This is a genomic window from Asanoa siamensis (assembly GCF_016862555.1).
Classification (GTDB): Bacteria; Actinomycetota; Actinomycetes; order Mycobacteriales; family Micromonosporaceae; genus Asanoa; species Asanoa siamensis.
Genome location: NZ_BONE01000106.1, coordinates 1 through 24290 on the forward strand (window position 1 = coordinate 1; position 24290 = coordinate 24290).

Here is a 24290-nt window from a genome sequence, read left to right on the forward strand (position 1 = left end):
GGGAACGGCGGGTTCTCGAAGTAGCCGCCGTCGCAGCAGTACTCGTCGGCCAGGCCGAACGGGACGTGGCCGGTCTCGTGCAACGCCGTGGCGAGCGAGGTGGGCTCGGTGGAGAAGAGACCGGCGTTGGCGCAGTCGCGGAACGCGTCAGTGTGCAGGATCGCGCCGACGTCGCGCCAGGCGTAGAACGACCAGTTCGCGGGTGGCGTGAGCACGCACTCGGTGTTGGCCGGGTCCTCCCTCGTCGGCGCGGCGACCTCGTCGGCGTCGCCGGCCTGGTCCGCCAGCCAGAAGTTGAACCGCTGCTGGTTGGCCAGGAAGTAGTCCTGGCCGTAGTAGGCGCCCTTGATCACGTCGGCCGCGTCGGCGAGGAACTTCGGGTCGTCGGCGCCGCTGTAGCTGTCCACGTCAGGGACGAAGACCACGTCGACGCGGTTGGCCCGGTCGCCGGTGTAGCTGACCGGGACCGCCGAGCCGCCCGCGGGGGTGCCGACCCGGGTACGCCGCCAGCCGGTGAAGACCGTGTCGACATCGGCTTTCACGACGCAGCCGTACAGCAGGTCGCCCGGTGCTATGTCCTCGACGACGAAGGTGGTGGTCGACTTGTTGCTGACGTCGTGGTCGGCCTCGGTCTGGTCGTCGACCCAGATCTGCAGGCTGTCAGCGACCTTCTTGTGGTCGACCAGGGGCGGCTCCGGCATGGTGTCGCCGACCTGCACCGTCCCGTCGAGCGACTCGATCGTGATCGTCACGTCGTCACCGACCTGCGGCCACAGCGGCGCGTGGGTGCACCGCACGGCCAACCCGGCGGTGGCGGCGGGCATGTCGACCTCGATCCGGAACCTCAGGTCCGCGTTGCCGTCCCCGTCCTGGCTACCGCCGGTGTCGATCGGCGTCACGCACCCGCCGCCGACCTCGCCGGACACGGAGCACGGCAGGAGCGTGACGGTGAGGTCGAGCTCGGTGCCGTCGGCACTCGAGATGTCGCAGATGTCGTCGTCGAAGTTGAGCCCGTCGTCGTACTCGGCCAGGGTGATCGTGACCGCCGCCGACGACGTCGCGTCCAGGTCGAAGGACTTCTCCGCCGTCCAGTTCGGCGAGATCGAGTCCTCGTCCTCGATCTCGCCGAAGTCGAAGTCCTGGCCCGCGATCGTGATGCGCGAGTAGAAGTCCGAGCCGTCCCAGTTGTCGGTGCAGCCCTGCTGCTGGACGTGCTCGATGACGACCCGCAAGGTGACGGTGGTCGCGGCCCAGGAGGCCGGCGTCACGACCGCCTGCGTGGTCAGCACCATTGCCGTGCACAGGAGCACCGCGAGGCTTTTCCGTCGCTTCATGGCTTCACCCGTCCCGCCGATGTCAGGCACGGACAGCCTGGTCGGCGTCCTTCGGGAAGCGTTCGGGAATTGTTCAGACGGCAGCGGGGAAGGCCGCGGGGCGCACGTCGATCTCCCGCATCCGGGTGACGTACTCGCGGTAGTGCCGGGCCGCCTCGCCGTGCCGACCGGCCTGGGACAGTGCCCGGACAAGGCCGATGTGGGCGGGCTCGTCGTAGCGGTCCTCCTCGGCCAGCCGCCGGTACCAGCCGATCGCCGCGTCGGCCCGGCCCGCTCGCAGGCACCGCCGCGCCAGCCGGCGCATCGCCTCGCGGTGCAGCCCGGCGAGGACGGCCCGTGGCCGTTCGATCCAGTCCCCGGCGACCTCCGGAGCCTCGCCCAGGTCGCCGGGATACAGGTCGACCACCGCCTCCAGGCGCGTCAGCAGCTGCTCGTCGCCGGCCTCGGCGGTGTCCGCGGCGATCGCCGCGCGAGCCGCGTCGTAGAACCGCAGGGTGTCCAGCGCGACATGCTCCGGGTTGGTCCGCACGGTGGCCGCGTCGGTCACCAGGTAGCGGTCGGTCGGGTGGCGCCGGTCCGGGTCGAGCACGACGCGGACCGTCGAGATGAGCACCGAGAGGCGGCGCAGCGCGACCGGCCCCGGCACGTCCGGCCAGAGCGCGGTGGCCAGCGCGGTCCGGGCGACCGGCCGGCCGAGCTGCCCGGCCAGCACCTTGAGCAGGTCGCGTCCCTTGCGCGACTGCCAGCGGCCGGCGGGCACGGGCTCGCCGGCGATCCGGACCACGAAGTGGTCCAGAGCCCGCACCTCGACCTCGGCGACGGGCGGCGGCCCGATGGCCGCCAACGGGCCGGCGATGTGCCAGGCACCCTCCTGCATGCCGAGGTGCGGCAGCCGCTCCCGGGCGATCTCCTCGACCAGCCGGTCGCCGCCCACCCGCGCCCGCAGCACCGCGTTGACGGCCAGCGCGAACTCGTTGCCAAGCTCGGCCCAGATCCCCGCCGCCTCGACCAGGCCGGTGGCCGCGCGCCCGGGCGCCGGGTCGGCCAACGCGCCAAGCTCCAGGGACTCGGCCAGGGCGGCGGCGTCGCGCCTACGGCCGGCCGCGACGCGGACGGTCTCCGCGTGCCGGCGGGCCGCTGCGCGGTCGCCGCGGCAGAGCGCGACCCAACCGGCGGCGAGCTCTGCGACGGCCGGGCCGGGCAACGCCCGCTCCAGGTGCCACATCGCCGCGGTCGGGTCGTCGGCGTGACCGATCCGGGCGAGCCCGGCGTGCGCCTCGGCCAGCACCTGGGCGTTGCCGGCGGGCTCGGCCACGGCCAACGCGGCCTGATAGCCCGCCACCGCCTGGTGGATCGCGCCGCGGGCCCGATGCACCCGGGCGGTGAGCGTCAGCCCGAACGCCGCCAGCGGGGAACTGGCCCGCTGCCAGAGCGACAGGGCCGCGTCGGCGTCGGCCCGCGCCAGGGTCAGCCGGCTGCGCCCGAGCCACGCCTCCGCCCGGTTGTGCAGCGCCATCGCCCAGAGGGTCGGATGCCCGGTGCGCTCGCCGAGCCGCACCGCCTCGTCCAGCTCCTCGACGGCCTCCCGGTAGCGCCCCTCCTCCACCAGGCGGGAGCCGACATTGCAGCGGATCCGCAGCTGCTGCTCCAGGTCGCCGGCGCGCCGGGCGGCGGCGAGGGCCACGGCGTAGGCATGCTCGTTGCCGGCCCTGTCGCCGTCACCGAAGGCGACCAGCGCCCGGGCCACGTATGCCGCCGCCACTGCGGAGTCGTCACCGCCGCGCTCCGCGACCCCGACGGCCTCGTCGGCCAGCCGCCGCGCCCGAGACTGGTCGCCGGTCGCCCAGCGCACCGCCGCGCGGCCGGCGAGCACCTGCGCCTGGTCGGCCGGCGAGCCGGACGCCGGGACGGCGCGCGCGTAGCACGCGTCGGCGGCGTCGAACTCGCCCCGCAGATGCAGCGCGCGGCCGAGCCGCCAGGCCACCGCCGGACGCAGCGGCACGTCCGCCGGCACCGCCGCGACGTGGCGCAGGGCCTCGTCGACCCGCCCGTCCAGGACGGCCGCCTCGACCAGCCGCAGGTCCGCGGTCACCCGCATGACGGTATCGACGGATCTTGATGGTCGGCAATCGCATAGCCGACGCACCTGCCGGCATCGTCGGGCGGCAATTTCTTGTCCGGACCGCATCCACGGGCGACGGCTACGACGAAGACCAGGGCGTACGGAACTCACGACGATCTGTTCGAGGTGTTTCATGCGTATCCCGCACCTTCGCCGCGCGGCCACGGTCGGCGCGGTCGCCCTGATCGCGTTCGGTGCCGCCGGCGCGTTCCTGTCCGGCCCGGCTCTCGCCCGGGCGAACTCGCAGGTGTTCGTCGTCCACGGCATCCCCGGGCAACCCGTGGACGTCTACGTCAACGGCGACAAGACCATCGCGGACTTCCAACCGGGCAAGGTGGCCGGGCCACTGAGCCTGCCGGCCGGGCAGTACGACATCGCGCTCACCAAGCCGGGCGACGCCCTCGCCAACGCGCTGCTGACCGTCGACGACGCCGACGTGCCCGGCGACGCGAACATCAGCCTCGTCGCCCATCTCAGCGCCGCCGGCGACCCCGCTCTGACGCCGTTCGCCAACGACACCACCACACTCGCCGCGGGCAAGGCCCGGCTCGTCGTGCGCCACACCGCGGCCGCGCCGGCGGTCGACGTCCGCGCCGGAGGCGAGCCCGTCTTCGAGGACCTGACGAACCCGAACGAGTCCAAAGCAGACATCGACGCGGGTACGGTGTCCGCGGACGTGGTGCTGGCCGGGACGTCGACCCGGGTCCTCGGCCCCGCGGACCTCGACCTGAAGGAGGGCACGGCCACCATCGTGTACGCGGTGGGGTCCGCCGAAGACGAGACCCTGGACCTGGTCTCGCAGAGCATCACGGGACTGCACTCGGCGCCGGGCGGCGTGCCCAGCGGCGACGGCGGCGGCGCCGACCGAGGTGTGCCGCTGCCCTGGTACGGCGTCGGCGGTGCGGGCATCCTGCTGGCCCTGCTCGGCCTCGTGCGCCTGGCGACCGGCCGGCGGTGAGCGGACGGAACGGCGCGCCCCGGCCTGTGCCGAGGCGCGCCCTGCTCATGCTGGCACTCGGCACGCTCCTCGCCGGGACGGCCGGAGTGGCGGCCTGCCGGGCCGTGCCGGCCGAGGACTTCGGCCGGCCCACCGTGACCGCGCCTGCCCCGGCGGTCCCGCGGGTATCCATCCAGGACGGCACGATCCCCTCCGCCGCGGCCGCCGAAGGACCCACGCGGCTCACCATCCCGGCCTTGGAGCTGAACGCGACCGTCAAAGCCGTCGGCGTCGACCCGGATACCGGTGACTTCGCGGTGCCGCCGAGCGTCGACCAGGTCGGCTGGTACCGGTTCGGGCCGGGCCTCTCGGCGACGGCCGGCTCGATCGTCGTCGCCGGGCACGTCGACAGCGCCGCGGAAGGCGAGGGCGCCTTCTTCCGCCTGGGCTCTCTCGAAGCCGGCGACGTGGCCACGCTCACCGGCCCGGACGGGCGGAGCCGCACGTTCCGCGTGACGGCCCGCGAGCGCTACCGCAAGGCGGCGATTCCACTGCAGAAGTACTTCTCGCGGGAGGGTCCCGTGCGCCTCACGCTCATCACCTGCGGAGGACCGTTCGACCCACGCACCCGCCACTACCGCGACAACGTGGTCATCACCGCGGAACCCCGCACCTGAAGGCCCGGGGCGCTGATCAGGGGTGGCCCCGGCGTAATGGCGACGTCGTCGTATCGTCTCGGCGTCTCATGTGGACTTGTCGGAGCTGAACGTGCGGTACACCTCGGCGATCTCGTGCAGGAACCGCACGATGGCGGCGCGCTCGGCGTCCGAATAGGTCGCCGCCACGTCCCGCAGCCGCTCGTCGAGCGGCCGCAGCGTGTTCTCCGTGCGCTCGATGGCCTCCTCGGTCGGCTCGACCGTCAGGCGACGGCGGTCGTGCCGGTGGCGTCGGCGCCGGACGTGGCCGGCCCGCTCCAGGCGATCCACGAGACCCGTCGCGGCTCCGGACGACAGTCCGACGAGCGCGCCGAGCTCGACGGGGCCGAGGCCCTCCTCGCTGGTCATCAGGTGCTTCATCGCCAGGTAGTCGCCCGGGCTCAGCCGCAGTCGCCGGCCCAGCACCACGTCGAGCTCGGCCGCCGCGACGGCGACGTGGTGCAGCGCCCACGGCAGATCGTCGTTCCGCATTCGTTGATGATAATATGACTCGGAATCCGAGCTACTTAGGATCCGAGAGGCAGGGCACCATGCGTATGCATGACAGGCTCCGTTGTGCCGCACTCGGCGCGTCGACCGCCGCGATGATCCTTGTCCCCACGCTCGGTCCGCTCCTGGCCGGCACCGAGGAGGGCGCGCGGGAGTACGACACCGACATCACACCGCCGGACTACGCGTTCGCGGTCTGGGCGCCGATCTTCGCCTCCAGTGCCGTCGGAACGATCCAGCATCTCGCCGACCCGACCAGTGCGGCCAATCGCCGGCACGGATGGTGGCTCGCCGGCGCACACGCCGCCAACGCCGCCTGGTCGGTGGCCGCGCAGTCCGGGCGCTTCCGGTACACGGCGGCGATCCTGCCGGTCGCGGCCACACTCGCGGCGCGGGCACATCGCGGCGCCCAGCACGGCGGCGGCGTCGCGCCGCACAGCACCGGGTTGCTGCTCGGCTGGACCGGCGTGGCGTCGGTGGTCAACGTGTTCGCGGTCCTGCCGACACGCCGGCGGCGCGCGATCCAGGCGGGCGCCGTGGTCGGCGCGTCCGCGGCCCTCGCCGCCGCCGTCGCCACCAGCCGCCGCGGCTACGTCGCGATCGCGGCCGCGGCCGGCTGGGCACTGACGACGAACGCCCTCAACTCCGCACGGCCGCCCTACGCACGACTCGCCAACGCTCTCGGCGCGACCGTCCTCGCCGCGACCACGGCGGCGAAGCTGCGGCGCGACCGCGTCCGACGTGGATGACGGGATCCCATTGATTCCGGCCTATTGATCGCCTACTCTGAGCGCGTCGGCGAACGCACAGCGCTATCCCCACCCGTCCCCATGCCTCGGGAGCGCCCGCATGAGTCGCCGCCGTCCTCGTCTGTCCGCACGCCGTCGTCCCGGTGTGCGCCGAGCCCTCGCCCTCCTCGCCGCCCTCGCGATCGCCGTCACCACCGCGATCGTCGGCCCGGCATCCCCCGCCAGCGCCGCCCCGCGGTTCCGGGTGCTGGTGTTCTCCAAGGTGACGAACTTCTACCACGACTCGATCCCGGCCGGGATCGCCGCCGTGCAGCAACTCGGTGCCGCGCACAACTTCGAGGTGGAGGCCACCACCGACGCCGCCGCGTTCACCGACGCGAGCCTGGCCCGCTTCGACGCGCTGGTCTTCAACAACACCAACTCGACGCCGGCGTCCGGCGCGTTGCTCAACGCCGCCCAGCGCACCGCCCTGCAGAACTTCGTCCGGGGCGGCGGCGGTTGGGTCGGGCTCCACGCGGCGAGTGCGAGCGAGCGCGACTGGACCTGGTACGACGGCCTGGTCGGCACCATCTTCGACGTACACCCTGATTTCTCCTCGACCGGTGGCGTCTTCCCCGGGCGCGTCAAGGTGCTCGACCGCGCGCACCCCTCGACGAAGAACCTGCCGGAGCTCTGGGAGCGCAGCGAGGAGTGGTACAACTGGCGCACCAACCCGACCGGACGCGTGCACACGCTCGCGCAGATCAAGGTGCGCGACGGCATTCCGGGCCTGGACGAGGGCGTAGACCACGCGTACTCGTGGTGCCAGAACTACGACGGCGGCCGGTCGTGGTTCACCGCCGGCGGCCACAGCATCTCGTCGTTCAGCGAGCCGTACTTCCTCGACCACCTGCGCTACGGGATCGAGTGGGCGGCCGGCGCGGTCGCGGGTGACTGCAGCGCCACCCAGAACAGCAAGTTCCAGCGGGTGCCGCTCGTGACGCAGAACCTCGCCGACCCGTTCGAGTTGGCCGTCGCACCGGACCGGCGGGTCTTCTACATCCAGCGGACCGGCGCGGTGAAGGTGATCGACCAGAGCACGCTCGCGGTGACCACGCTGATCGACTTCGCCTACACCCCCGCGCAGACCAGCCAGTCCGACGGGTTGCTCGGGCTCGCCATCGACAACAACTTCGCCACCAACAGCTGGCTCTATCTACTGTGGTCGGACCGGACACTCAACCAGCTCAACCTGTCCCGGTTCACGGTCACCGGGTCGACGATCGCGCCCAGCTCGGAGAAGCGGCTGCTGACGATCCCGACGCTGCGCGGCGAAGCGCGGGCCAACTCGCACATGGGCGGCTCGATCGCGATGGGCGGGGACGGCAACCTGTACGCGGCGATCGGCGACAACACCGACCCGTTCGAGTCGGGCGGGTACGCCCCGATCGACGAGCGGGCCGGGCGGCGGGCCTTCGACGCGCAGGGCACCGCCGGCAACACCAACGACCTGCGCGGCAAGATCCTGCGCATCCGGCCGCAGGCCGACGGCACCTACACCGTGCCCTCGGGCAACCTGTTCGCGCCGGGGACCGCCCGTACCCGTGCCGAGATCTTCGCGATGGGGCTGCGGAACCCGTTCCGGATCACCGTCGACCCGCACACCAACGCGGTGCTGGTCGCCGACTACGGGCCCGACGCGACGGCGGCCAACCCCGGCCGCGGTCCAGAGGGGACGGTCGAGTTCAACCGCATCACCAGCGCCGGCAACTACGGGTGGCCGTACTGCACCGGCAACAACACCCCGTTCAACGACTACAACTTCGCGACCTCGACGTCCGGGCCGCTCTTCAACTGCGCCGCGCTGGTCAACAACTCGCCCAACAACACCGGCCTGACGAACCTGCCGCCCGCGCGCCCGGCACTGGTCTGGTACGCCTACTCCGCCTCGACCGCATTCCCCGAGGTGGGCACCGGCGGTGGCGGCCCGATGGGCGGCCCGGTCTACGACTACGACCCCGCGAACCCGCGCCTGTCGAAGTTCCCCGAATACTTCGAGAAGAAATGGATCGTGTACGAGCTGACGCGCAAGTGGTGGAAGACGCTGTCGATCAACCAGACCGCGCAGACGTTCACTGACCCGCGGTTCGGCCCGACCACCGTCGGCGGGCTCCAGTCGATCAACACGATCTTCACCGGCATGAGCTGGATCCAGCCGTTCGAAGCGGAGTTCGGGCCGGACGGCTCGCTCTACGTCATGGACTTCGGCGCCGGCTCGGGCAGCGGGCGCGGCGGCACCAACGAGGGCGCGGGCATCTACCGGATCGACTACGTCGCCAACGGCGTGCCACCGGTCGCGGTCATGACCGCGAGCCGCGACTCCGGCCCCGCCCCGCTGGCCGTGACGTTCTCGAGCGCCGGCACGACCGGTGCCACGGGCTACGCCTGGGACTTCGACGGCAACGGCAGCACCGACTCGACGGCCGCCACCCCGACCTTCACCTATCCGACGCGGGGCCGGTACACCGCGCGTCTCACGGTCACCGGCGCGGGCGGGCTCACCGCTCTCGCCACCACCGAGATCACCGTCGGCAACACCCGGCCGACCGTCACGATCAACATCCCCCACGGTGGCTTCTTCGAGTTCGGCGACCGGATCCCGTACACGGTGACGGTCTCCGATCCCGAGGACGGGGTGATCGACTGCAGCCGGGTCGTCGTGCAGACGCTCCTCGGCCACGACTCGCACGCGCACCCGCTCGACAACTACGTCGGCTGTGCGGGCACGCTGGTGACAGAGGCGGGCGGCGGGGACGGGCACGGCCCGGGCGCCAACCTGTATCAGATGGTCAGCGCGCAGTACACCGACGCCGGCGCGACCGGCGGCATCCCCGCGCTGACCGGCTCGACCCAGATCGCGCTGCAGCCGCGCAGCACGGAGGCCGAGCACTTCGACGCCCAGTCGGGGGTCAGCGTCCTCGACCGCCCCACGGCCCAGGCCGGACGGCGACTCGGCGACCTCGACAACGGCGACTGGATCAACCTGGGCCCGGTCAACCTGACCGGCATCAGCGGCGTGACGGTCGGCGCGTCGTCGGGCGGCACCGGCGGCACGATCGAGTTCCGGGCCGGCTCGCCGACCGGAACGCTGATCGGCACGGCGACGATCAACAGCACCGGCGGGTACGACAACGTGATCTCACCGTCGATCGCGTTGTCCAACCCGGGCGGGACGTTCCCCCTCTACCTGCGGTTCGTGAAGGCGGGCCAGACCGGCGACCCGGACATCATGGCGCTGGACTGGTTGCGCTTCAACGGCCGGGGCGTCAAGGCCGAGACGGGCGCGACGCTGAGCGTGAGCGCCAGTCCCAGTTCCGGCACGCGACCGCTGACGGTGTCGCTCACCAGCACGTCGACACCGCCGCCGGGCCGGACGATCGTGGACCGTGAGTGGAGGTTCGGCGACAACACCCCGTCGGTCCACGCCGCGACGGCCAGCCACGTCTATCCGCGCCCGGGCACCTACACGGCCTGGCTGACCCTGACCGACAGCGCCGGCGCGACCCACTCGAGCAGCCTGACGATCACCGTGACCTGATCCGGCGCCCCGACCACGAACCTGGTGCCTGCCACAACGTTCAGGACGGCACCAGGTTCATGGTCTATCGCGGCTCGATGCGGATGCCGATCATGCGCGGGCTGCGGGAACACGACCTCGGCCGCGCAGCGGTGTCCTGTCGCGTCAGGCGATGAAGCGCACCTCCGGGAACGCGCGGCTGGGTCCGTCGAGCAGGCGTGACCTGCGGTGGCGCAGGTGCAGGTCGAAGAAGGCGAGCGGGTACGCCTGCTGGATGCGGACCGCGCGCATCGGGTCGAGGGTGCCGATCCGACCGATGAGCTCCTCCTCGGTCATCCCCGTGATCGACCCCAGCTGTGCGATCAGCCACTGGTGGTCCATGTAACCCGAGTGGAGGGCGCCGTCCGCCTGGACGTTGAGCCGCCAGCCGCGAAGCTGCGACCAGAACTCCTCGACGCTCTCCTCGGCCGTCCGGTTGAACTCCGCGGTCATCAACATGAACGGCCGGTCGAGGCCCGTGACCGGCGGCTGCGACTGCATCGGGCCGTCCAGGCTCAGTCCGGCCCGTACCCGTTGGTCCTCGCCCATGACCAGGGCCGTCGCGGTCGCGCCTTTCGACCAGCCGAACATGCCGATGTTGCGGGGGTCGATTGCCGCACCGAGGCCCGCCGGCAGGGGACGGTGCGCGGCGTCGGGGTTGCGGCCGGCCGCCAGGTCGGCGATGCGGTCGAGGACGAACAGGATGTCGTGTGTGGAGTCCCACGGTGTGAACGACTCCTCGGTCGGCACCGTGAGACGACCGTCGGGGAACTGGGTGTAGCCGTCGTAGGTGTGGTCCACGGTGACCACCACGTAGCCGTGGCTGGCGAGCTCCTGGACCAGGATGGTGTTGTCCGCGCGGCAGCTGTTGTTGCCGTGGGAATAGACGACCACGGGCAGCCGTCCACGGCTCCGCAGCACCGGCGCTCCATAGTGGCCGCTGGACATCGGGGAGCTCGCCACGTCGGGGGCGAAACCACCCGCCTCGAGGTACAGGCGCAGCGGCGCGTCGGCCATCCACGGCGTCAACGGATAGCGCGGCCCGCCGGCGGACGCCGGATACCAGACGGCGGCCATCAGCTCGCGGTGAAGGCCCGGGCCCGCGAGCGGGTCCAGGCGCGACCGGTCGACGAGGTGCAGCGCCACGGTGCCGATCCGGTGCGGCCCGGTGGGTCGGGGCAGGGTGAGCCCCGGGGCCGCCGCGGCCCGGGCGGCGCCGCCGAGCGGCGCGAGCACCCCGGCCGCCAGCGCCGCCGTGAGCAGTCCTCGTCGGGTCAGTGCGGTCGTCATCGGTTCTCCTCGGTGTCGGTGGTCTCGACGCGGGCGATGACCTGTTTCAGCCGCCCGATCTCCGCGGCGAGCGCGGTGTCGCCGGCTGCGGTGAGGGTGATCCAGGTGCGGCCGCGCTTGCCCTCGTAGCCCTTCTCGACCTCGACCAGCCCGGCCGTCTCGAGCACGCCGAGGTGCTGCGAGAGGTTGCCGGCGGTGAGCTGCAACTGCGTACGCAGGTAGCCGAACTCGACCCGGCGCGCCTCGTGGGCGATTGTGAGGATGCCGAGTCGTACCCGTTGGTGCACGACGTCGTCGAGGCCCGTCACCGGGTGCGCGGGTGGGTCGCCGGCCTCGGCCGTCACCGCCGCCACCGGCGGGCCAACGCGAAGCCGAGCCCGCCGAGCAGCAGCGCGACGCCGCTGATGAGGTGCGGCAGCAGGAAGTACGTGTGGACGCCGAGGAGGCCGGGCGGCAGCCGGAACGTCTCGGCCGGCGGCACCAGGACCAGGACCAGATAGACGAGGGTGTACGCCAGCAGGGCGACGTGCCGCTCCAACCAGGCCAGCACCAGCAGCGCCAGCCCGATCGTGCCGGCCGGGCCGACCAGCCGGTCCAGCACCATCACCCAGTCGGCGAACGGCTCGGCCGGTGGCGGGTCCAGGTAGAAGTAGGCCCACACCCAGGCGGCGGCGGACAGGACGGCCAGCGCCACCCCGGTGAGCACGTACGGCAGCACCCGGGCACCGAGCCCGCGCGCCCGGGCGGCGCGGGCCGCGTACACGGCGATCCCCGAGTAGGCCAGCAGGAGCGCGGGCAGCCAGTAGAAGCCGCGGCTGAACCCGCGGATGTGGCAGGCGGCGCCACTCTCGACGGTCGCGCGACCGCAGTCGGCGTTGAGGAAGAGCCAGTCGACGGGGAGCGCGAGGAGGCTGACGGCGGCGAGGGCGAGCAGGGCGACGGCGGTCACCCGCTGGTCGAGGCGTACGCGGCGGGCGAGCGCGCGCACGTCGGACAGCAGCCGGCGGGGGTCGTCCCCGGCGGACACCGATTCAGTGGTCATGCAGATAGGTTTCCATTACAAACCTGTCTGCGCTAGTACCTAATTTGTGACGCGGTCAAAGCGGCGGGTGACCATCGACGGGTTTGCCGGCCCCCGGTCCAGGAGACGGAGAGCGGCATGGATCTGTTGCGCACCCGTCGCCCGCCGGCGCCCCTGTTCGCCGGCCTCGGCATCGTCGTCGTCATCGGCTTCGCCGTCGCCGCCTGGACGGTCTGGCAGAACGACCGGGCGCTGCGGACCCGCGGCGTGGACGCCAGCGCCCGGGTCGTCCAGGTCACGGAGAAGAAGGGCCGCATCCACGTCGAGTTCACCGCGGCGGACGGGCGGTCGGTGCGCACGATGGTCGGTCAGGGGGACGAACCGCCGGGTCCCGCGCCGGCCGTCGGTGACGAGATCCCCATCGTGTACGACCCGCAGGACCCGGATGCCGAGGTGGCCGATCGCCGCACCTCGCCGAACCATCGCGTGGCATACCTGCTCGCCGCTACGGCGGCCGCCGGCGCGATCGGGGTGCCGCTGGCTACGGTCGCACTCGTCCGGGCCAACCGTCGGGCACGCCGTTGAGGAGCTGGCCGGCGGCGCTCGTGCTCGCCGGCGCCATGTTCCTCGTCCTGTTCGACAGCCTCGCCGTCGCGACGGCGTTGCCCGCCATCGGTGCCGAGCTCGGCCTCTCGACCGCGCGGCTGCAATGGGTGATCACGCTCTACTCGCTGAGCATCGGCGGGTTCCTCGTCCTGGGTGGACGGGTGTGCGACCTCTGGGGCCGCCGTCGCCTGATCGCGGCGAGCCTCGCGCTGACCGCGGCGGGCCTGCTGCTCTCCGGCGTCGCCTCCGGCCTCGCTCCCCTGTTGCTCGGGCGGGTGATGCAGGGAGTGGGCGCCGCGTTCGCCATCCCGGCGACGCTGGCCTCGGCCGCGACGCTCTTCCCCGACGAGCCGTGGCGCAGCCGGGTCTTCGCCATCGTGGCGGCCGCGGCGAACACCGCGGGCGTGGCGGGCGCGGTCGGCGGCGGCCTCGTCACCTCGTACCTCGGCTGGCGTTGGGTCTTCCTCGTCGTCGCTCCGGTGGCGGCCCTCGCCGCGCTCGCGGCGCTGCTCGTGCTGCCGCCCGACCGACCGCCGAGCCGGCGGGAGCCGCTGGACCTCGTCGGCGCGGTGCTGGCCACTGGCGGGCTCCTCGCCGTCATCTTCGGCGCCAGCCGGATCGGTGAGGTAGGGCCGCGCCCCGTCGACGTCGCCACGGTCGTCGTCGGCCTGCTGATGATCGGCGCGCTCGTGTGGTGGGAGCGGCGCGTGCCGTACCCGCTGATCAAGCCGGCCGTCGTGCGGTCCCGCCGCCTCGTGGCCAGCTGCCTGGCGTTCGGCGCCCATTCGGCGGCGTACGCGGCGGTCGTGGTCGTGGGAAGCCTGCTGCTGCAGGACACCTACCGGCTCTCGGCCGCCCAGGCCGGCCTGGTGCTCGCACCGGTGCTCCTGGGCGCCCTCGCCAGCGCGGCCGTCGCGGGCGTCCTGGTCCGGCGGTACGGATCACGCCCAGTGGTCACGACGGCCCTGTTGCTCGGTGCGGTCGCCCTCGCCGTGGTGGCCGTCAGCGCCGGCGCCGCCCTGTGGCTGCTGGTGGTGTGCCTGGCCGCGTGGGGTCTGACCGCGGGCCCGATCTACGTCGCCCTGACCCGCGAGTGTGTCGGGGACGCCGCGCCGGCGGACCGCGGCATGGCGTCGGCGCTGTTCGAGTCGACCACGCACATCGGCGGCGCGGTCTCGATCGCCGTCTACCTGACGATGCTCAGCGCGGGCGCGGCCTACGCCACCACCCAACTCGTCGGCGCCGCCGTCGCCGCGGCAGCGGTGCTCACGACCCTGCTCGTCCTGCCCCTCGGCGACTGACGCCGCTGGACGTGATCAGCCGCGGCGGCCCAGGCGGTGCTGCCAGGACCAGGCGGCGACGCCGACCCGGTTCCGGGCGCCGAGCTTGCGTTGGATGCTGGTCAGGTGGGTCTTGACCGTGCCAGGGGTGATGTAGAGGCGGGCGCCGATCTCGGGATTGGTCAGGCCTTCGGCGACCAGGGCCACGATGTCGAGCTCACGGTCACTCAACGGCGGCCGGGCGGGCGGAGGGCCGGGACGCCCGGCGGACAGCTCGCGCAGGAGTCGCACGGTCACCGCCGGGCTGATCAGGGCGTCGCCGGCCACCGCGGCGCGGACCGCCTCGGTGAGCAGGGCCGGGCCGGAGTGCTTCAGCAGGAAGCCGCTGGCCCCGTGCCGCAGGGCCGTGTGCACGTACGCGTCGAGGTCGTACGTCGTGACCACGACGACCCGGGCGGTGAACGGCGCGTCGGCCGCGCACAGTCGTCGGGTCAGTTCCAGCCCGTCCATGCGCGGCATCCGGATGTCGGCGACCACCACGTCCGGGCGTAGCGCCGCGGCCAGTCGCAGGGCCTCCTCGCCGTCCCCGGCCTCACCGACGACGTCGATGTCCCCGGCGGCCCGCAGGATGGTGCGGAAACCGAACCGGACCGTCTCCTGGTCGTCCGCGATCAGCACGCGTACGCGTCTGCCGGTGTTCATGCGCGCTCGGGCGGTGTCGCCGCGGGCAACTCGGCGCGCACCCGCCAGCCCGTCGAGCCCAGCGGGCCGGACACGAGCCTGCCGCCGAGCGATTCGACGCGCCGGGTGAGCCCGGCCAGACCGGTGCCACCGCGACGATCCGGTTGCGACCCGCGGGCGGGCGACGGATCGACGCCGCGCTCGTTGCGCACGCTCACCACGACCTCGTCCTGATCTCGGCCCAGGTGCACCTCGACGACGGCGCCGCGCGGGGCATGCCGGCGCACGTTCGTCAGCGCCTCGAGGACCACCCGGTAGACGACGATCCCGACCGGTGCGGCCAGTTCCGACACGAGGCCGGGCTCGGCGTCCAGACACACCGGACCGGCCCACGAACGCGCGAACCGCTCGACCAGTTCGGGCAGCTGGCCGGCGCGGGGTTCGTCGAGGCCGCCGTCCTCGGCGTCGCGTAGCAGCCGCATCGTCCGGTCCAGGGCCGCCAAGGAGCGGACACCGTCGGCCTCGACGCGCTCGAGCACCTCGTCGACCTGGTCCTGGCCGACGGGCAGCAGGATGCGGGCAGCCTGGACCTGGACGACCATCGCGCTCACGTCGTGGGCGACGAAGTCGTGGAGATCCGTGGCCAACCGCACCCGTTGCTCCTTTCGCGCCTGCCGCACGGTCCGGACCCGGGTCGCGTCGAGCTGGCGCAGGTAGAGGCCGAACCCGACGCCCGCGACGCCGGCCAGCGCCCAGAACACGCACGCGGCGAGCCCGGCCCGCCAGCTCGCCACCGCCGGGCCGGTGATCGGCAGAGCGAGCAGGCTTCCGGCCACGACCGTGACCGACGCCGCGGTGACGGCGGTGCGCGGCGAGGATCGCCGGCACACGACCACGACGTGCCCCGCCAGAGCCGCGGTGCCGAGCAACGGCCAGAGGCCGACGACGTGCGGTGAGCCCTGGACGTACCACAGGAACATGGCGAGCAGGGTGCTCGCCGCGGCCGTCCAGGCGCCGGCCGCCGCGGAGGGCCGCGAACGCCGCACGGCCTGCCCCGCCAACGCCACCAGCGGGGGCGCCGCGAACAGCAGTTCGACCACCACGGCCTAACCGTAGCCAGCGCGGTCGCCGCGCCGGTATCTGCCGATCGGGAGATACCGGCGCAGCGGCCCGCCACGGACGCTGAAACCATGATCGACCGATTGACTCGTCTTGCCGCGCTGGCCGGATCGCTGCTGGTGACGGCGGCCGGGGTTCTCTGGTGGGTGGCCCCGGGGAGATACCCGTTCGGCCCGGACGACCGCTTCGCGGAACTGTCCCTGATGACGTACGTGCCCCGCGGTGCGGCGATCGCGCTCGCGCTGACCCTGGGTGTGGCCGGGGTGGTGGTGGCAGCCGGTCGCCGCCGCGGACCCGGGGCGACCGCCTTCGCCGCCGTCGCCGCGATCGTCCTGGGCCTGCTGGTGCCTGACATCCAACTGCTGATCCTGACCGCGTACGCGATGGCCCTGGCGGTGCCGGCGGCGCTGGTCGCGCTGGTGGCGAAGCGGCTGGCGCCACGGCTGCCCACTGTCGGCGTCTTCGCGGTGACGTTCGCGGCACTGCTCGGCTGGCTGTCGTACATCGCCCGCGACGCGGAACCGGTCGGCACGCGCCCGCTGTTCGTGTTCGGATCGTTCGCCGTCGGGGCCGCGTGGGCCGCCGCCCTCGTCCGCCTGGTACGGACGGTCGGCGTCAACCGTCCTTCGTGGACCGAGCCGGTGGTCGCGGCCAGGTGGGGCCGGACACTGACCTGGGCGGCGGCGCTGTGTCCGCTGCCGTACACCCTGACCCGCCTGAGCTGGCTCACCCCGTGGCCGATCGGTGAGTCAGCGGAAACCCTCGCGGCGCACCCGGGCCTGCGCATCTTCGGCCTCGCGCTGGCGCTGGCGGGCGAAGGCGGAACCTGGTTGACGCTGGGCCTGATCCGCCCCCGCGGCGAGACGTTTCCGGCCTGGCTGCCGATCGTGGGCGGTCGTCCGGTCCCGGTCGGCGCCGCGGTGGTACCAGGACTGCTGGTCGCGGCGATGATCACCATCGCGGGACACTCCATCCTGCAGCAGGCCGTCGTCACCGGTGACTACGTGCTGGTCCTGCTGATGCCCTTTCCGTTGTGGGGACCGCTGCTGGCGGCAGCGACCGTCGGCTACTGGCTGCGCCGCCGCCCGTCGATGGTGTGGCGCTAGCCGCGGCTGACGCTGGACAGCCCCGGCTCCGCCGGCAGCACCGACAGTGCCCGGATCCAACTGTGGACGTCCTTGGTCACGTCGGCGGCTGTCAGGCCGATCTCGGCGAGGATCTCGGCCCGCGTGCCGTGGTCGATCCACCGCGCCGGGACGCCCAGGTCGCGCAGGGGCATGTCCAGCTCGTGGTCGCGCAGCAGCTTGGCGACGGCGTCCCCGATGCCACCGTCGCGTACGCCGTCCTCGATGGTCACGACCAGCTTGTGTGCGCCGGCGAGTCCGACCAGCTCGACCGGTGCGGGGCGGACCCAGCGCGGGTCCACCACGGTCACGCCGAATCCCCGCTTCGCCAGCTCCGCCGCGACCTGCACGCCGACGTGGGCGAAGGGCCCTACCGTGACCAGCAGGACGTCCTTGCGCTCGGCTGTCTCGGCGAGCACGTCGATGCCGCCCACCCGGCGCAGCGCGGGCAGCGCGGCCGGGACCGACCCGGTCGGGAAGCGCACCACCGTCGGGCCGTCGTGGATCGCCACCGCCTCGCGCAGGGCCGTGCGCAGGGTCTCGGCGTCGCGGGGCGCCGCCACCCGCAGGCCCGGCACGACGCCGAGGATGGACATGTCCCAGATGCCGTAGTGGCTCGGGCCGTCCGGCCCGGTGATGCCCGCCCGGTCGAGCACGAACGTCACGGGCAGCTTGTGCAGTGCGACATCCAGCAGCACCTGGTCGAAGGCGCGGTTGAGGAACGTCGCGTAGATCGCCACCACCGGGTGCAGCCCGGCCAGCGCGAGCCCGGCGGCGGACGTCGTCGCGTGCTGCTCCGCGATGCCGACGTCGAACGCCCGGTCCGGATAGGCGGTGGCGAGCCTGTCGATCCCGGTCGACTCCGCCATGGCCGCCGTGATGCCGACGACGTCGGGCCGCACCCCGGCGATCGCCACCAGCTCGTCGCCGAACACGCTCGTCCACTTGAGACTGTGGGCGGCGAGCGGTTTTCCGGTGGCGGGATCGAAGGCGCCCGGCGAGTGCAGCCGGTCAGCCTCGTCCTGCTCGGCCGGCGCGTAGCCGTATCCCTTGCGCGTCACCGCGTGCACGATGACCGGCGCCCCGTGGCCCTTCGCCCGGGTGAGCGCCGACTCCAACGCCGCCACGTCGTGCCCGTCGACCGGCCCGACGTACTTGATCCCGAGATCCTCGAACATCGCCTGCGGTGCGACCGCGTCCTTGATGCCCTTCTTCACCGCGTGCAGGGTGTCGAAGAGCGCCCGGCCGACCAGAGGAGTCTTTTCCAAGGCCTCCCTGGTGAGCTCCAGCACCATCTCGTAACCGGGGTTGAGCCGCAGCGACGCGAGGTGCGCGCCGTCTCCCACCAGCGCCACGACATGCCGCGCCTCACCGCGGAGGGCGTACGCCTTGGCCATGCCGTCCGCATAGGACAGTGCGGTGGAGGCGTGACAGTTCTCGACGAGGTCGTGCTGGCTTTCGGCCCGACTCGGATATCCGGTGAGCCCGCCGCGCTGCTTCAGGAGGTCGAACCCGTCCTGTCGGCCCGTGAGCATCTTGTGCACGTAGGACTGGTGCCCGGTGTCGAAGATGAACCGGTCGCGAGGACTGTCGAAGACGCGATGCATCGCAAGCGTGAGCTCTATCGGCACCGTGGCCTCGGAAAGTCACCGAGCGCGGCTCTCCCCCGGCGGTGGGAACGGCTCCCCTTTCCGGGGGAGGCACGGTGTTCGCGTTGAGGACATCATCGGTCGGTGACTGTCCCCACGCATGTCGGCGACCTGCCTGTAGCTCCGCGCTGGTTTCGTTTCACCGTGATCGACGAGCGCACGACCCTGATCGAGGAGCCGCACGTCCGTAGCCTCCTGCGCGCCAACCTGTGGCATCTGCGCGGTCGTGACCGACCTGCTCGTCGACTGCGGACTGGGTGTCACCGCGCTCGCACCGCTGCTGCGCGAACGGTTCGGCCGCGAGCCCGTGCTGGTGCTCACCCATGCACACCTCGACCACATGGGCTCCGCACACGAGTTGGGCGAGGTCTGGGCCCACCCCCTCGAACACGTCGAGAAGCCCGCGCCGGGCTCCCTGCACGGCCCGACCCTGGCCACTCAGCTCGGTTTGGACGCCCTGCCGCCCGCGCTGCTGACCGCCCGGCCGCACGGGGACTACGACCTCGGAACCTTCCGGGTGCGGCCTGTGACGCCCGCCCGCCTGCTGAACGACGGCGACGTCCTCGACCTGGGCGACCGGCGGCTGACGGTGCTGCACCTGCCCGGTCACACGCCGGGCAGCATCGCCCTGTTCGACGCACACGACGGCACGCTGTTCAGCGGGGACGTCATCTACGACGACGACCTGCTCGACTCGCTGCCCGGCAGCGACCCGGAGGTGTACGCGCACTCGCTGCGCCGCCTTCGCGAGCTGCCCGTACGCCTGACGCATCCCGGGCACGACCACAGCTTCGACCGGGAACGCCTGCATCACCTCATCGACGCGTACCTCCGCTGAGCGACGGGGCGTCGTCAGGAGTCTCCGGTGAGAGGCAGGAGCGCGTCGTCGGCCGGCTCCTCATCCCACCCGAGTTGTCGCGCCAGCTCTTTCACCTGCGGAGCGTTCAATCGGCGGTAGATCTCGTACGCTTCCGTCCGGAGAACCACCGCTGAGGGATCGCCGGCTTGTTCGGCGACCTGGGCGAGCGCGACCAGGGTCCGCGCACGCATCGCCGGCACGTCCTCGGCTGTCCAGAACCGCAGCACCTCGCGAAGGCGAATGTCCGCGCCGGGGCGGCCGAGGCGGGCCTGCGCCTCGCCCAGGCTCAGCTCGGCGAGGGTGAGGCCCCAGCTGTGACCGCGAGCGCGGAAGATCTCCGCGGCAGCCATGAAGGTCTGCTCCGCCTCGAGCAGGCGGGTGGCGTCACTGGCCAACGCCTCCCCTTGAGTACGCAGGCTCTGGGCCGCCCCGATCGGATCATCGATCTGCTCGAAAAGCCTGACGGCGCGGCGGGCGGCCCGCTCGGCCGCGCTGCTGCGGCCGGCGGCGAGCAGCGCACCGGCCAGGCCGCGCGACGCGTAAGCCAATGCGAATCTGTCGGCGGCGCGACGTGCGGTCATCAGCGCCGAGCGGGCCGTTTCGATCGCTTCCGCCGCGGCCCCGCGCTCTCGAAGCACCCAGGCCAGATGGGTCATGGCGAGGGCCTTGACCGGGATGCGACCGGCCCGATCCAGGTCGTCGACCGCTGCCCGCAGCTCGTCCTCCGCCTCGTCGAGCCGCCCGGAGAGGCCGAGCAGATAACCGAGGTCCTTGCCGGCCATGGCCATACCCGCGGCGTCGCCGACCGCTTCGGCGAGCTCTCGCGCGGCGCGCAGGCTCGACTCCGCCTCGTCACGCTGGTCACATTCCACCAGGCAGGTGCCCAGCCCGCGCAGCATCGCCGCTTCGGCGCGGCGGTCACCGGCGTCGCGGGAAGCGTCCAGGGCCGCGCGCATGGTCCGCTGCCAGTCGTCGTAGTAGCCGCGCAGCTCGAAGAACTCGGCCGTACAGGCAGCCAGCCCGCGCGCGAGGTCGGCCCGGCGGGCCGTCCGGCAGGCCCCGACGAGCGCGATGAGACTGTCGCGTTCGGACTCGAACCATTCCACGGCGTGTGAGCCGGCTGTCGTGGCCGCCGTCGGGTCGACGTCGCCACCCGCGGCAGTCGCGTCGTCCAGGTGGAACCGCTCACACTGCAGGCCCGCACGCGCGAGGCGGGCAAGGCCGAGCCACCCGGCGGCAGCGCGGACGAAGGCGGCAGCCCAGTCGGCGTCGCTGATCTCCGCCTCCCGCCGTTCCAGCGCGTACAGGCGGGTGATCTCGTGGAACCCGTACCGTTGCGCACCGACCTGGTCCAGGCCGGCCGATTCGAGCAGCCGCGCGTCGAGCAGCTCCTCGACGGCGGCGGACGCGTCCGCCGCGCCGCGGTCGAGGAGGGCGGCGACGGTCCACTCCGGAACGGTCCGGATCCCGACGGCGCAGAGGGCGCCGAGCAGCGCGAACGCCCGCGCCGCCGTGGGACTCAGGGCCCGGTAGGTCACCTGCAACGTCGGTCGTACCGACAGGTCGCCGTGGCGCAGCTCGTCGAGCCGACCCCGTTCGTCGGCCAGCCGATCGCCGAGGTGACGCAACGTCCAGTGAGGCCGTGCGGCAAGACGCGCGGCGACGACCCGGACGGCCAGCGGGAGGCCTCCGCAGGCGGCCACGAGCGCGTCAGCCGCCTGTTGCTCGGCCTGCACGCGGCTCGTACCCGCCACCTGCCGCAGCAGCTCGATCGAGTCGCCGTGCGACAGCGGTCGCAGATCGACGGTCACCGCACCGGACAGCCCGGTCAGGCGCAACCGGCTGGTGATGATGGTCGCGACACCCTCGGGCGGCAACAGCGGCTCCACCTGTCGATGGCCGGCCGCGTCGTCGAGGATCAGCAGCATGCGCCGGGCCGCGACCCGGCTGCGGAACAGCGCCGCTCGGTCCGCGATGCTCGCCGGGAGGGCGGAGCCGTCCACGCCGAGCATCCTCAACAGCAGGGCCAGCACGTCCGCGGGATCGGCGGGCGAACGGTCCTCTCCACCGAGGACCGCGTACAGCTGTCCGTCCGGGAACCGCGCCGACAGAAGGTGACCGATATGAGTGGCGAGCGCGCTTTTCCCGACGCCTGGAGGACCCGACAGCGCGGCTGTACGCCCCTTTCCCCGCGAAGGGCGAAGCATCGCCGCGAGCAGTGCCAACTCCTCCTCCCGGCCGACGAAATCCGAGACGTCGGGCGGCAGGTGCCAACCCGGAACAGCTGTTTCCGCGGCGGCCGTGCCACGATTGCGCCAGAACAGTGCCCGGCCGGCCTCGACGAAGGGGGCACGGTCATCGTCGGTGAGATCCAGGGCGGCGGCGAGTTGTTCGAGGGTGCGCGGCTGTGGCCCGCGTCCGCCACCGCGCTCCATCTCACCCACGGAACGTGAGCTGATGCCGGCGCGTTCCGCCAGGGCCTCCTGGGTGAGGCGAAGGCCGAGACGGTGACGACGAAGCTGTGCGGCGAACCCGTCATTCAAGACCCGACTCCCGTGATCGTCTGCGCCGACAGATTACCCGATGATCTTCGTCAATGCCCTGCGTCGGCGGCGGGACCGCGGTCACCATGCGTCCCTTCGATGCGACGTCCACCAGGATCGTGCGCGCAGGTGAACCCTGCCTCCCCAAGGTGGGGGACTCCGCTCCCCCACGGATGGGAGGGAGTTGGCTACCCGCGACCAGGCGCGGTCCGCCGGCTCCGTCGGTCCGGTGGAGCATTGCCGGCTTCCCCCCGGCCCGCGGCCGTGACCACGTCGGTGACGGTCGTGCGCCAGTCGGCCAGCATCGCCGCGGAGAAGTCGTGGCCGAGTCCCGGGTAGGTGTGCAAGGAGATCCGGGCACCCCGTCGTCCGAGTCCGTCGGCCACCCGGCGGGCGTCGTCGATCGCGACGATGGGATCCGCCTCGCCGTGGAAGGCGTGTATCGGCGGGCAGCGATCGGCGGCGGTCGGCCAGAGCGACGGCGGGCACAGACCCAGCATCGGCAGCGCCGCCGTCACCAGCCCTGGGTGGCGCAGGGCGAGCGCGAACGCCAGGTCGCCGCCTTGCGACGCGCCCGTCACGACCAGCGGACCCGCACCGGCGACGTCGACGGCCAGGCGGTCACACCCCGCCGACACCAGGTTCGCGTGCGCGGCGCCGGAAGCCGACGGGAACCACGAGTAGCCGTCACGCGCGGCGAACGGTGCCCGCGGAAGCACGAGCCGAGCCGGCAGGTCGGCCACCAGCGGACCGAAGATCGCCTCGTACTCGTCGGGGTCGCTGTATTTCGAGTGCAGCACCACCACAGTCGTCGTCACGGTCATACCGAGCGAGTCTCATGGGCGGGCCGCGTCGGGGTCAACGCTGGTTGATCAGGCCGCTGGTGTTGTCCCAGCCGGTGGGGGCGGCGAGGCGGCCGCTGCTGACCATGCCGGCCGGGACGTTGAAGCCGTACCGCTGCTGCGCGGCGTGGCCGCCGGGCCGGCGGTCGAACGCCTGGCAGCCGACCAGTGCCGTCTCCAGGCCGGGCGCGAGGTAGAACCCGTCGGCGGTGTTCGGCGTGCCGGACACGTCGTACATGCCGGCGGTGTCGGCGACGCAGCCGACGAAGGTGTTCCGGTCCCACTCGACGTACCAGCCGTGGGCTTTGGTGTCCTGGGCCTCGCAGCCGACGAACTTGTTGCGGGTGGACCTGACGTGCCAGCCGTAGCCGCGGACGTACCAGGCCTTGCACGCCTGGAAGAAGTTGTTCGCCGCGTTGGCGCCGATGTAGAAGCCGGCGTTGGCCCCGGTGGATGCCCGGGTGGTGGCCTCACAGGCCGTCCACCAGTTGTCGGGGGCGTTGACATGGAACCCGTACTGCCCGGCGCCGCGGACGCGGACGCGGCTTGTCGACGTCGCCTGGGTGTCGCTGCCGCGGTAGACGATGCCGTCGAGTACGGGGTTGTACACCCACAGGTTGTCCAGCCGGCACATCGAGTCCGGCTCGCCCTTGTAGTTGCCGGTGGTGCCGACGATGTTCAGGTCGATGCCGTTGGTGGCTTTGGAGGCACAGTCCAGCACGAGGTCTCCGATGTACACGCCGTCGACCGGGTTGCCACCGCCGATCTCGATCATCGACGCCATCGCGGCGCCGGCGAGGATCTCGGTCCGCTGGCCGACGCCGCGGATCGTGCAGCCCGGTGTGGGGGCGATCGGCGTGGTGATGGTGTAGCGACCCGCGCCGAGCTGGATCGCCTTGGCGCCACTCGAGATGGCGGACTGGATGCTCGCGCCCGGCGCGACGTACTCCCACGGGCCTACGGGGGCGGCGTGGGCGGCCGTCGGGTCGAGCATCGTGGTGGTGGCGACACCGGCGAGGCCGGCCGCCGCCAGGCCGCTGCCGCGGAGCAACGCGCGCCGGCTGGGGACCCCCGCACGGCCCCCACCGGAGTCGGGCGTGGAACGAATGTCGACCATGGTCCGCTTCACCTTCCGTATGGGGGCCGTCCGCGGGGGTCAGATGCCGTAGATGAACTGTTCGTCGACGCCGCCGCCGTTGTTGGCGTTGCGGAGGTAGACGGTGTTGTTGCCTGGCCGTCGTACGCCCGGGGTGTCGACGCCGTCGTTGTTCCAGTCGCCCGGGAACGCGACGTCACCAGAGGCGCCGTGGCCGAAGATGAACGTGTGGTCGAGG

Annotated in this window: 19 protein-coding genes and 1 pseudogene; 8 read left to right on the top strand and 12 right to left on the bottom strand. The window is 72.5% G+C overall.

The features are described 5' to 3' along the window. On the bottom strand, positions 1-1334 hold a 1334-nt coding region (locus tag Asi02nite_RS36890), incomplete at its 3' end, for a M64 family metallopeptidase (RefSeq protein WP_203718692.1). 73 nt (positions 1335-1407) lie between these two features. Beyond that, positions 1408-3426 (bottom strand): ATP-binding protein, encoded by a 2019-nt coding sequence (locus Asi02nite_RS36895; RefSeq protein ID WP_203718693.1) that lies wholly within the window; start codon positions 3424-3426, stop codon positions 1408-1410. A 163-nt stretch (positions 3427-3589) separates the two neighbouring features. Between Asi02nite_RS36895 and Asi02nite_RS36900 the strand changes: the two genes are divergently transcribed. After that, on the top strand, positions 3590-4414 hold the full coding sequence (locus Asi02nite_RS36900; RefSeq protein ID WP_203718694.1) for a DUF4397 domain-containing protein: 825 nt from the start codon (positions 3590-3592) through the stop codon (positions 4412-4414). 47 nt (positions 4415-4461) lie between these two features. Next, positions 4462-5070, top strand: a complete 609-nt coding sequence (locus Asi02nite_RS36905; protein ID WP_203718711.1) for a class F sortase — start codon at positions 4462-4464, stop codon at positions 5068-5070. Between the two features lie 66 nt (positions 5071-5136). On the opposite strand, the gene Asi02nite_RS36910 is transcribed toward Asi02nite_RS36905, so the two are convergent. Beyond that, positions 5137-5580: a MarR family winged helix-turn-helix transcriptional regulator gene (locus Asi02nite_RS36910; protein WP_203718695.1), complete on the bottom strand. Its 444-nt coding sequence runs from the start codon at positions 5578-5580 to the stop codon at positions 5137-5139. A 113-nt stretch (positions 5581-5693) separates the two neighbouring features. Here Asi02nite_RS36910 and Asi02nite_RS36915 point away from each other — a divergent pair, with 113 nt between their 5' ends. Together Asi02nite_RS36915 and Asi02nite_RS36920 are read left to right on the top strand one after the other, a co-directional pair. Next, the gene (locus tag Asi02nite_RS36915; protein ID WP_203718696.1) at positions 5694-6347 is read left to right on the top strand and encodes a TspO-related membrane protein; all 654 of its coding nucleotides are present in this window, start codon (positions 5694-5696) and stop codon (positions 6345-6347) included. A 145-nt stretch (positions 6348-6492) separates the two neighbouring features. Then, positions 6493-9924: a ThuA domain-containing protein gene (locus Asi02nite_RS36920; RefSeq protein WP_239127550.1), complete on the top strand. Its 3432-nt coding sequence runs from the start codon at positions 6493-6495 to the stop codon at positions 9922-9924. A 144-nt stretch (positions 9925-10068) separates the two neighbouring features. On the opposite strand, the gene Asi02nite_RS36925 is transcribed toward Asi02nite_RS36920, so the two are convergent. The 3 genes from Asi02nite_RS36925 to Asi02nite_RS36935 are packed head-to-tail and all read right to left on the bottom strand — an operon-like array spanning position 10069 to position 12274. Continuing rightward, the gene (locus Asi02nite_RS36925) at positions 10069-11232 is read right to left on the bottom strand and encodes an alpha/beta hydrolase family protein (protein WP_203718698.1); all 1164 of its coding nucleotides are present in this window, start codon (positions 11230-11232) and stop codon (positions 10069-10071) included. Further along, entirely contained in the window at positions 11229-11576 is a 348-nt protein-coding gene (locus Asi02nite_RS36930; protein WP_203718699.1) for a transcriptional regulator, read from the bottom strand. The genes Asi02nite_RS36925 and Asi02nite_RS36930 overlap by 4 nt, the downstream gene beginning before the upstream one ends. Next, positions 11573-12274, bottom strand: a complete 702-nt coding sequence (locus tag Asi02nite_RS36935; RefSeq protein ID WP_203718700.1) for a hypothetical protein — start codon at positions 12272-12274, stop codon at positions 11573-11575. The genes Asi02nite_RS36930 and Asi02nite_RS36935 overlap by 4 nt, the downstream gene beginning before the upstream one ends. A gap of 117 nt (positions 12275-12391) precedes the next feature. On the opposite strand from Asi02nite_RS36935, the gene Asi02nite_RS36940 reads away from it, so the two are divergent. Beyond that, the gene (locus Asi02nite_RS36940) at positions 12392-12838 is read left to right on the top strand and encodes a DUF3592 domain-containing protein (protein WP_203718701.1); all 447 of its coding nucleotides are present in this window, start codon (positions 12392-12394) and stop codon (positions 12836-12838) included. Next, positions 12835-14160, top strand: a complete 1326-nt coding sequence (locus Asi02nite_RS36945; protein WP_203718702.1) for an MFS transporter — start codon at positions 12835-12837, stop codon at positions 14158-14160. Before Asi02nite_RS36940 ends, Asi02nite_RS36945 begins: the two co-directional genes overlap by 4 nt. 15 nt (positions 14161-14175) lie before the next feature. Here Asi02nite_RS36945 and Asi02nite_RS36950 read toward each other — a convergent pair whose 3' ends face one another. Next, complete coding sequence (locus Asi02nite_RS36950; RefSeq protein ID WP_203718703.1) at positions 14176-14841, bottom strand: response regulator; 666 nt, start codon at positions 14839-14841, stop codon at positions 14176-14178. Next, entirely contained in the window at positions 14838-15923 is a 1086-nt protein-coding gene (locus Asi02nite_RS36955) for a sensor histidine kinase (protein ID WP_203718704.1), read from the bottom strand. The genes Asi02nite_RS36950 and Asi02nite_RS36955 overlap by 4 nt, the downstream gene beginning before the upstream one ends. An 87-nt stretch (positions 15924-16010) precedes the next feature. On the opposite strand from Asi02nite_RS36955, the gene Asi02nite_RS36960 reads away from it, so the two are divergent. Then, positions 16011-17045 (top strand): hypothetical protein, encoded by a 1035-nt coding sequence (locus Asi02nite_RS36960; RefSeq protein ID WP_203718705.1) that lies wholly within the window; start codon positions 16011-16013, stop codon positions 17043-17045. On the opposite strand, the pseudogene Asi02nite_RS36965 reads toward Asi02nite_RS36960, so the two are convergent. After that, positions 17042-18688, bottom strand: a pseudogene (locus Asi02nite_RS36965) (1-deoxy-D-xylulose-5-phosphate synthase); the annotation flags it as partial. The gene Asi02nite_RS36960 and the pseudogene Asi02nite_RS36965 sit on opposite strands and share 4 nt — an antisense overlap. A 250-nt stretch (positions 18689-18938) precedes the next feature. Between Asi02nite_RS36965 and Asi02nite_RS36970 the strand changes: the two are divergent. Continuing rightward, positions 18939-19550: an MBL fold metallo-hydrolase gene (locus Asi02nite_RS36970; protein WP_203718707.1), complete on the top strand. Its 612-nt coding sequence runs from the start codon at positions 18939-18941 to the stop codon at positions 19548-19550. A gap of 14 nt (positions 19551-19564) precedes the next feature. Here Asi02nite_RS36970 and Asi02nite_RS36975 read toward each other — a convergent pair whose 3' ends face one another. From Asi02nite_RS36975 to Asi02nite_RS36985, 3 genes are all read right to left on the bottom strand, one after another. Further along, on the bottom strand, positions 19565-22114 hold the full coding sequence (locus Asi02nite_RS36975; protein ID WP_203718708.1) for an ATP-binding protein: 2550 nt from the start codon (positions 22112-22114) through the stop codon (positions 19565-19567). 188 nt (positions 22115-22302) lie between these two features. After that, complete coding sequence (locus Asi02nite_RS36980) at positions 22303-22938, bottom strand: alpha/beta hydrolase (protein ID WP_203718709.1); 636 nt, start codon at positions 22936-22938, stop codon at positions 22303-22305. 34 nt (positions 22939-22972) lie between these two features. Further along, a complete protein-coding gene (locus Asi02nite_RS36985) occupies positions 22973-24073 on the bottom strand; it encodes a right-handed parallel beta-helix repeat-containing protein (protein ID WP_203718710.1) in 1101 nt (366 codons plus the stop codon). Positions 24074-24290: the final 217 nt, after the last annotated feature.

What these genes read in the sequence shown, in the direction of transcription:
- Asi02nite_RS36940 (WP_203718701.1), top strand. Translation starts at nt 12,392, where the DNA reads ATGGATCTGTTGCGCACCCGTCGCCCGCCGGCGCCCCTGTTCGCCGGC.
- Asi02nite_RS36985 (WP_203718710.1), bottom strand. Translation starts at nt 24,073, where the DNA reads ATGGTCGACATTCGTTCCACGCCCGACTCCGGTGGGGGCCGTGCGGGG.
- Asi02nite_RS36935 (WP_203718700.1), bottom strand. Translation starts at nt 12,274, where the DNA reads ATGACCACTGAATCGGTGTCCGCCGGGGACGACCCCCGCCGGCTGCTG.
- Asi02nite_RS36900 (WP_203718694.1), top strand. Translation starts at nt 3,590, where the DNA reads ATGCGTATCCCGCACCTTCGCCGCGCGGCCACGGTCGGCGCGGTCGCC.
- Asi02nite_RS36950 (WP_203718703.1), bottom strand. Translation starts at nt 14,841, where the DNA reads ATGAACACCGGCAGACGCGTACGCGTGCTGATCGCGGACGACCAGGAG.
- Asi02nite_RS36925 (WP_203718698.1), bottom strand. Translation starts at nt 11,232, where the DNA reads ATGACGACCGCACTGACCCGACGAGGACTGCTCACGGCGGCGCTGGCG.
- Asi02nite_RS36905 (WP_203718711.1), top strand. Translation starts at nt 4,462, where the DNA reads ATGCTGGCACTCGGCACGCTCCTCGCCGGGACGGCCGGAGTGGCGGCC.
- Asi02nite_RS36980 (WP_203718709.1), bottom strand. Translation starts at nt 22,938, where the DNA reads ATGACCGTGACGACGACTGTGGTGGTGCTGCACTCGAAATACAGCGAC.
- Asi02nite_RS36960 (WP_203718705.1), top strand. Translation starts at nt 16,011, where the DNA reads ATGATCGACCGATTGACTCGTCTTGCCGCGCTGGCCGGATCGCTGCTG.
- Asi02nite_RS36910 (WP_203718695.1), bottom strand. Translation starts at nt 5,580, where the DNA reads ATGCGGAACGACGATCTGCCGTGGGCGCTGCACCACGTCGCCGTCGCG.
- Asi02nite_RS36915 (WP_203718696.1), top strand. Translation starts at nt 5,694, where the DNA reads ATGATCCTTGTCCCCACGCTCGGTCCGCTCCTGGCCGGCACCGAGGAG.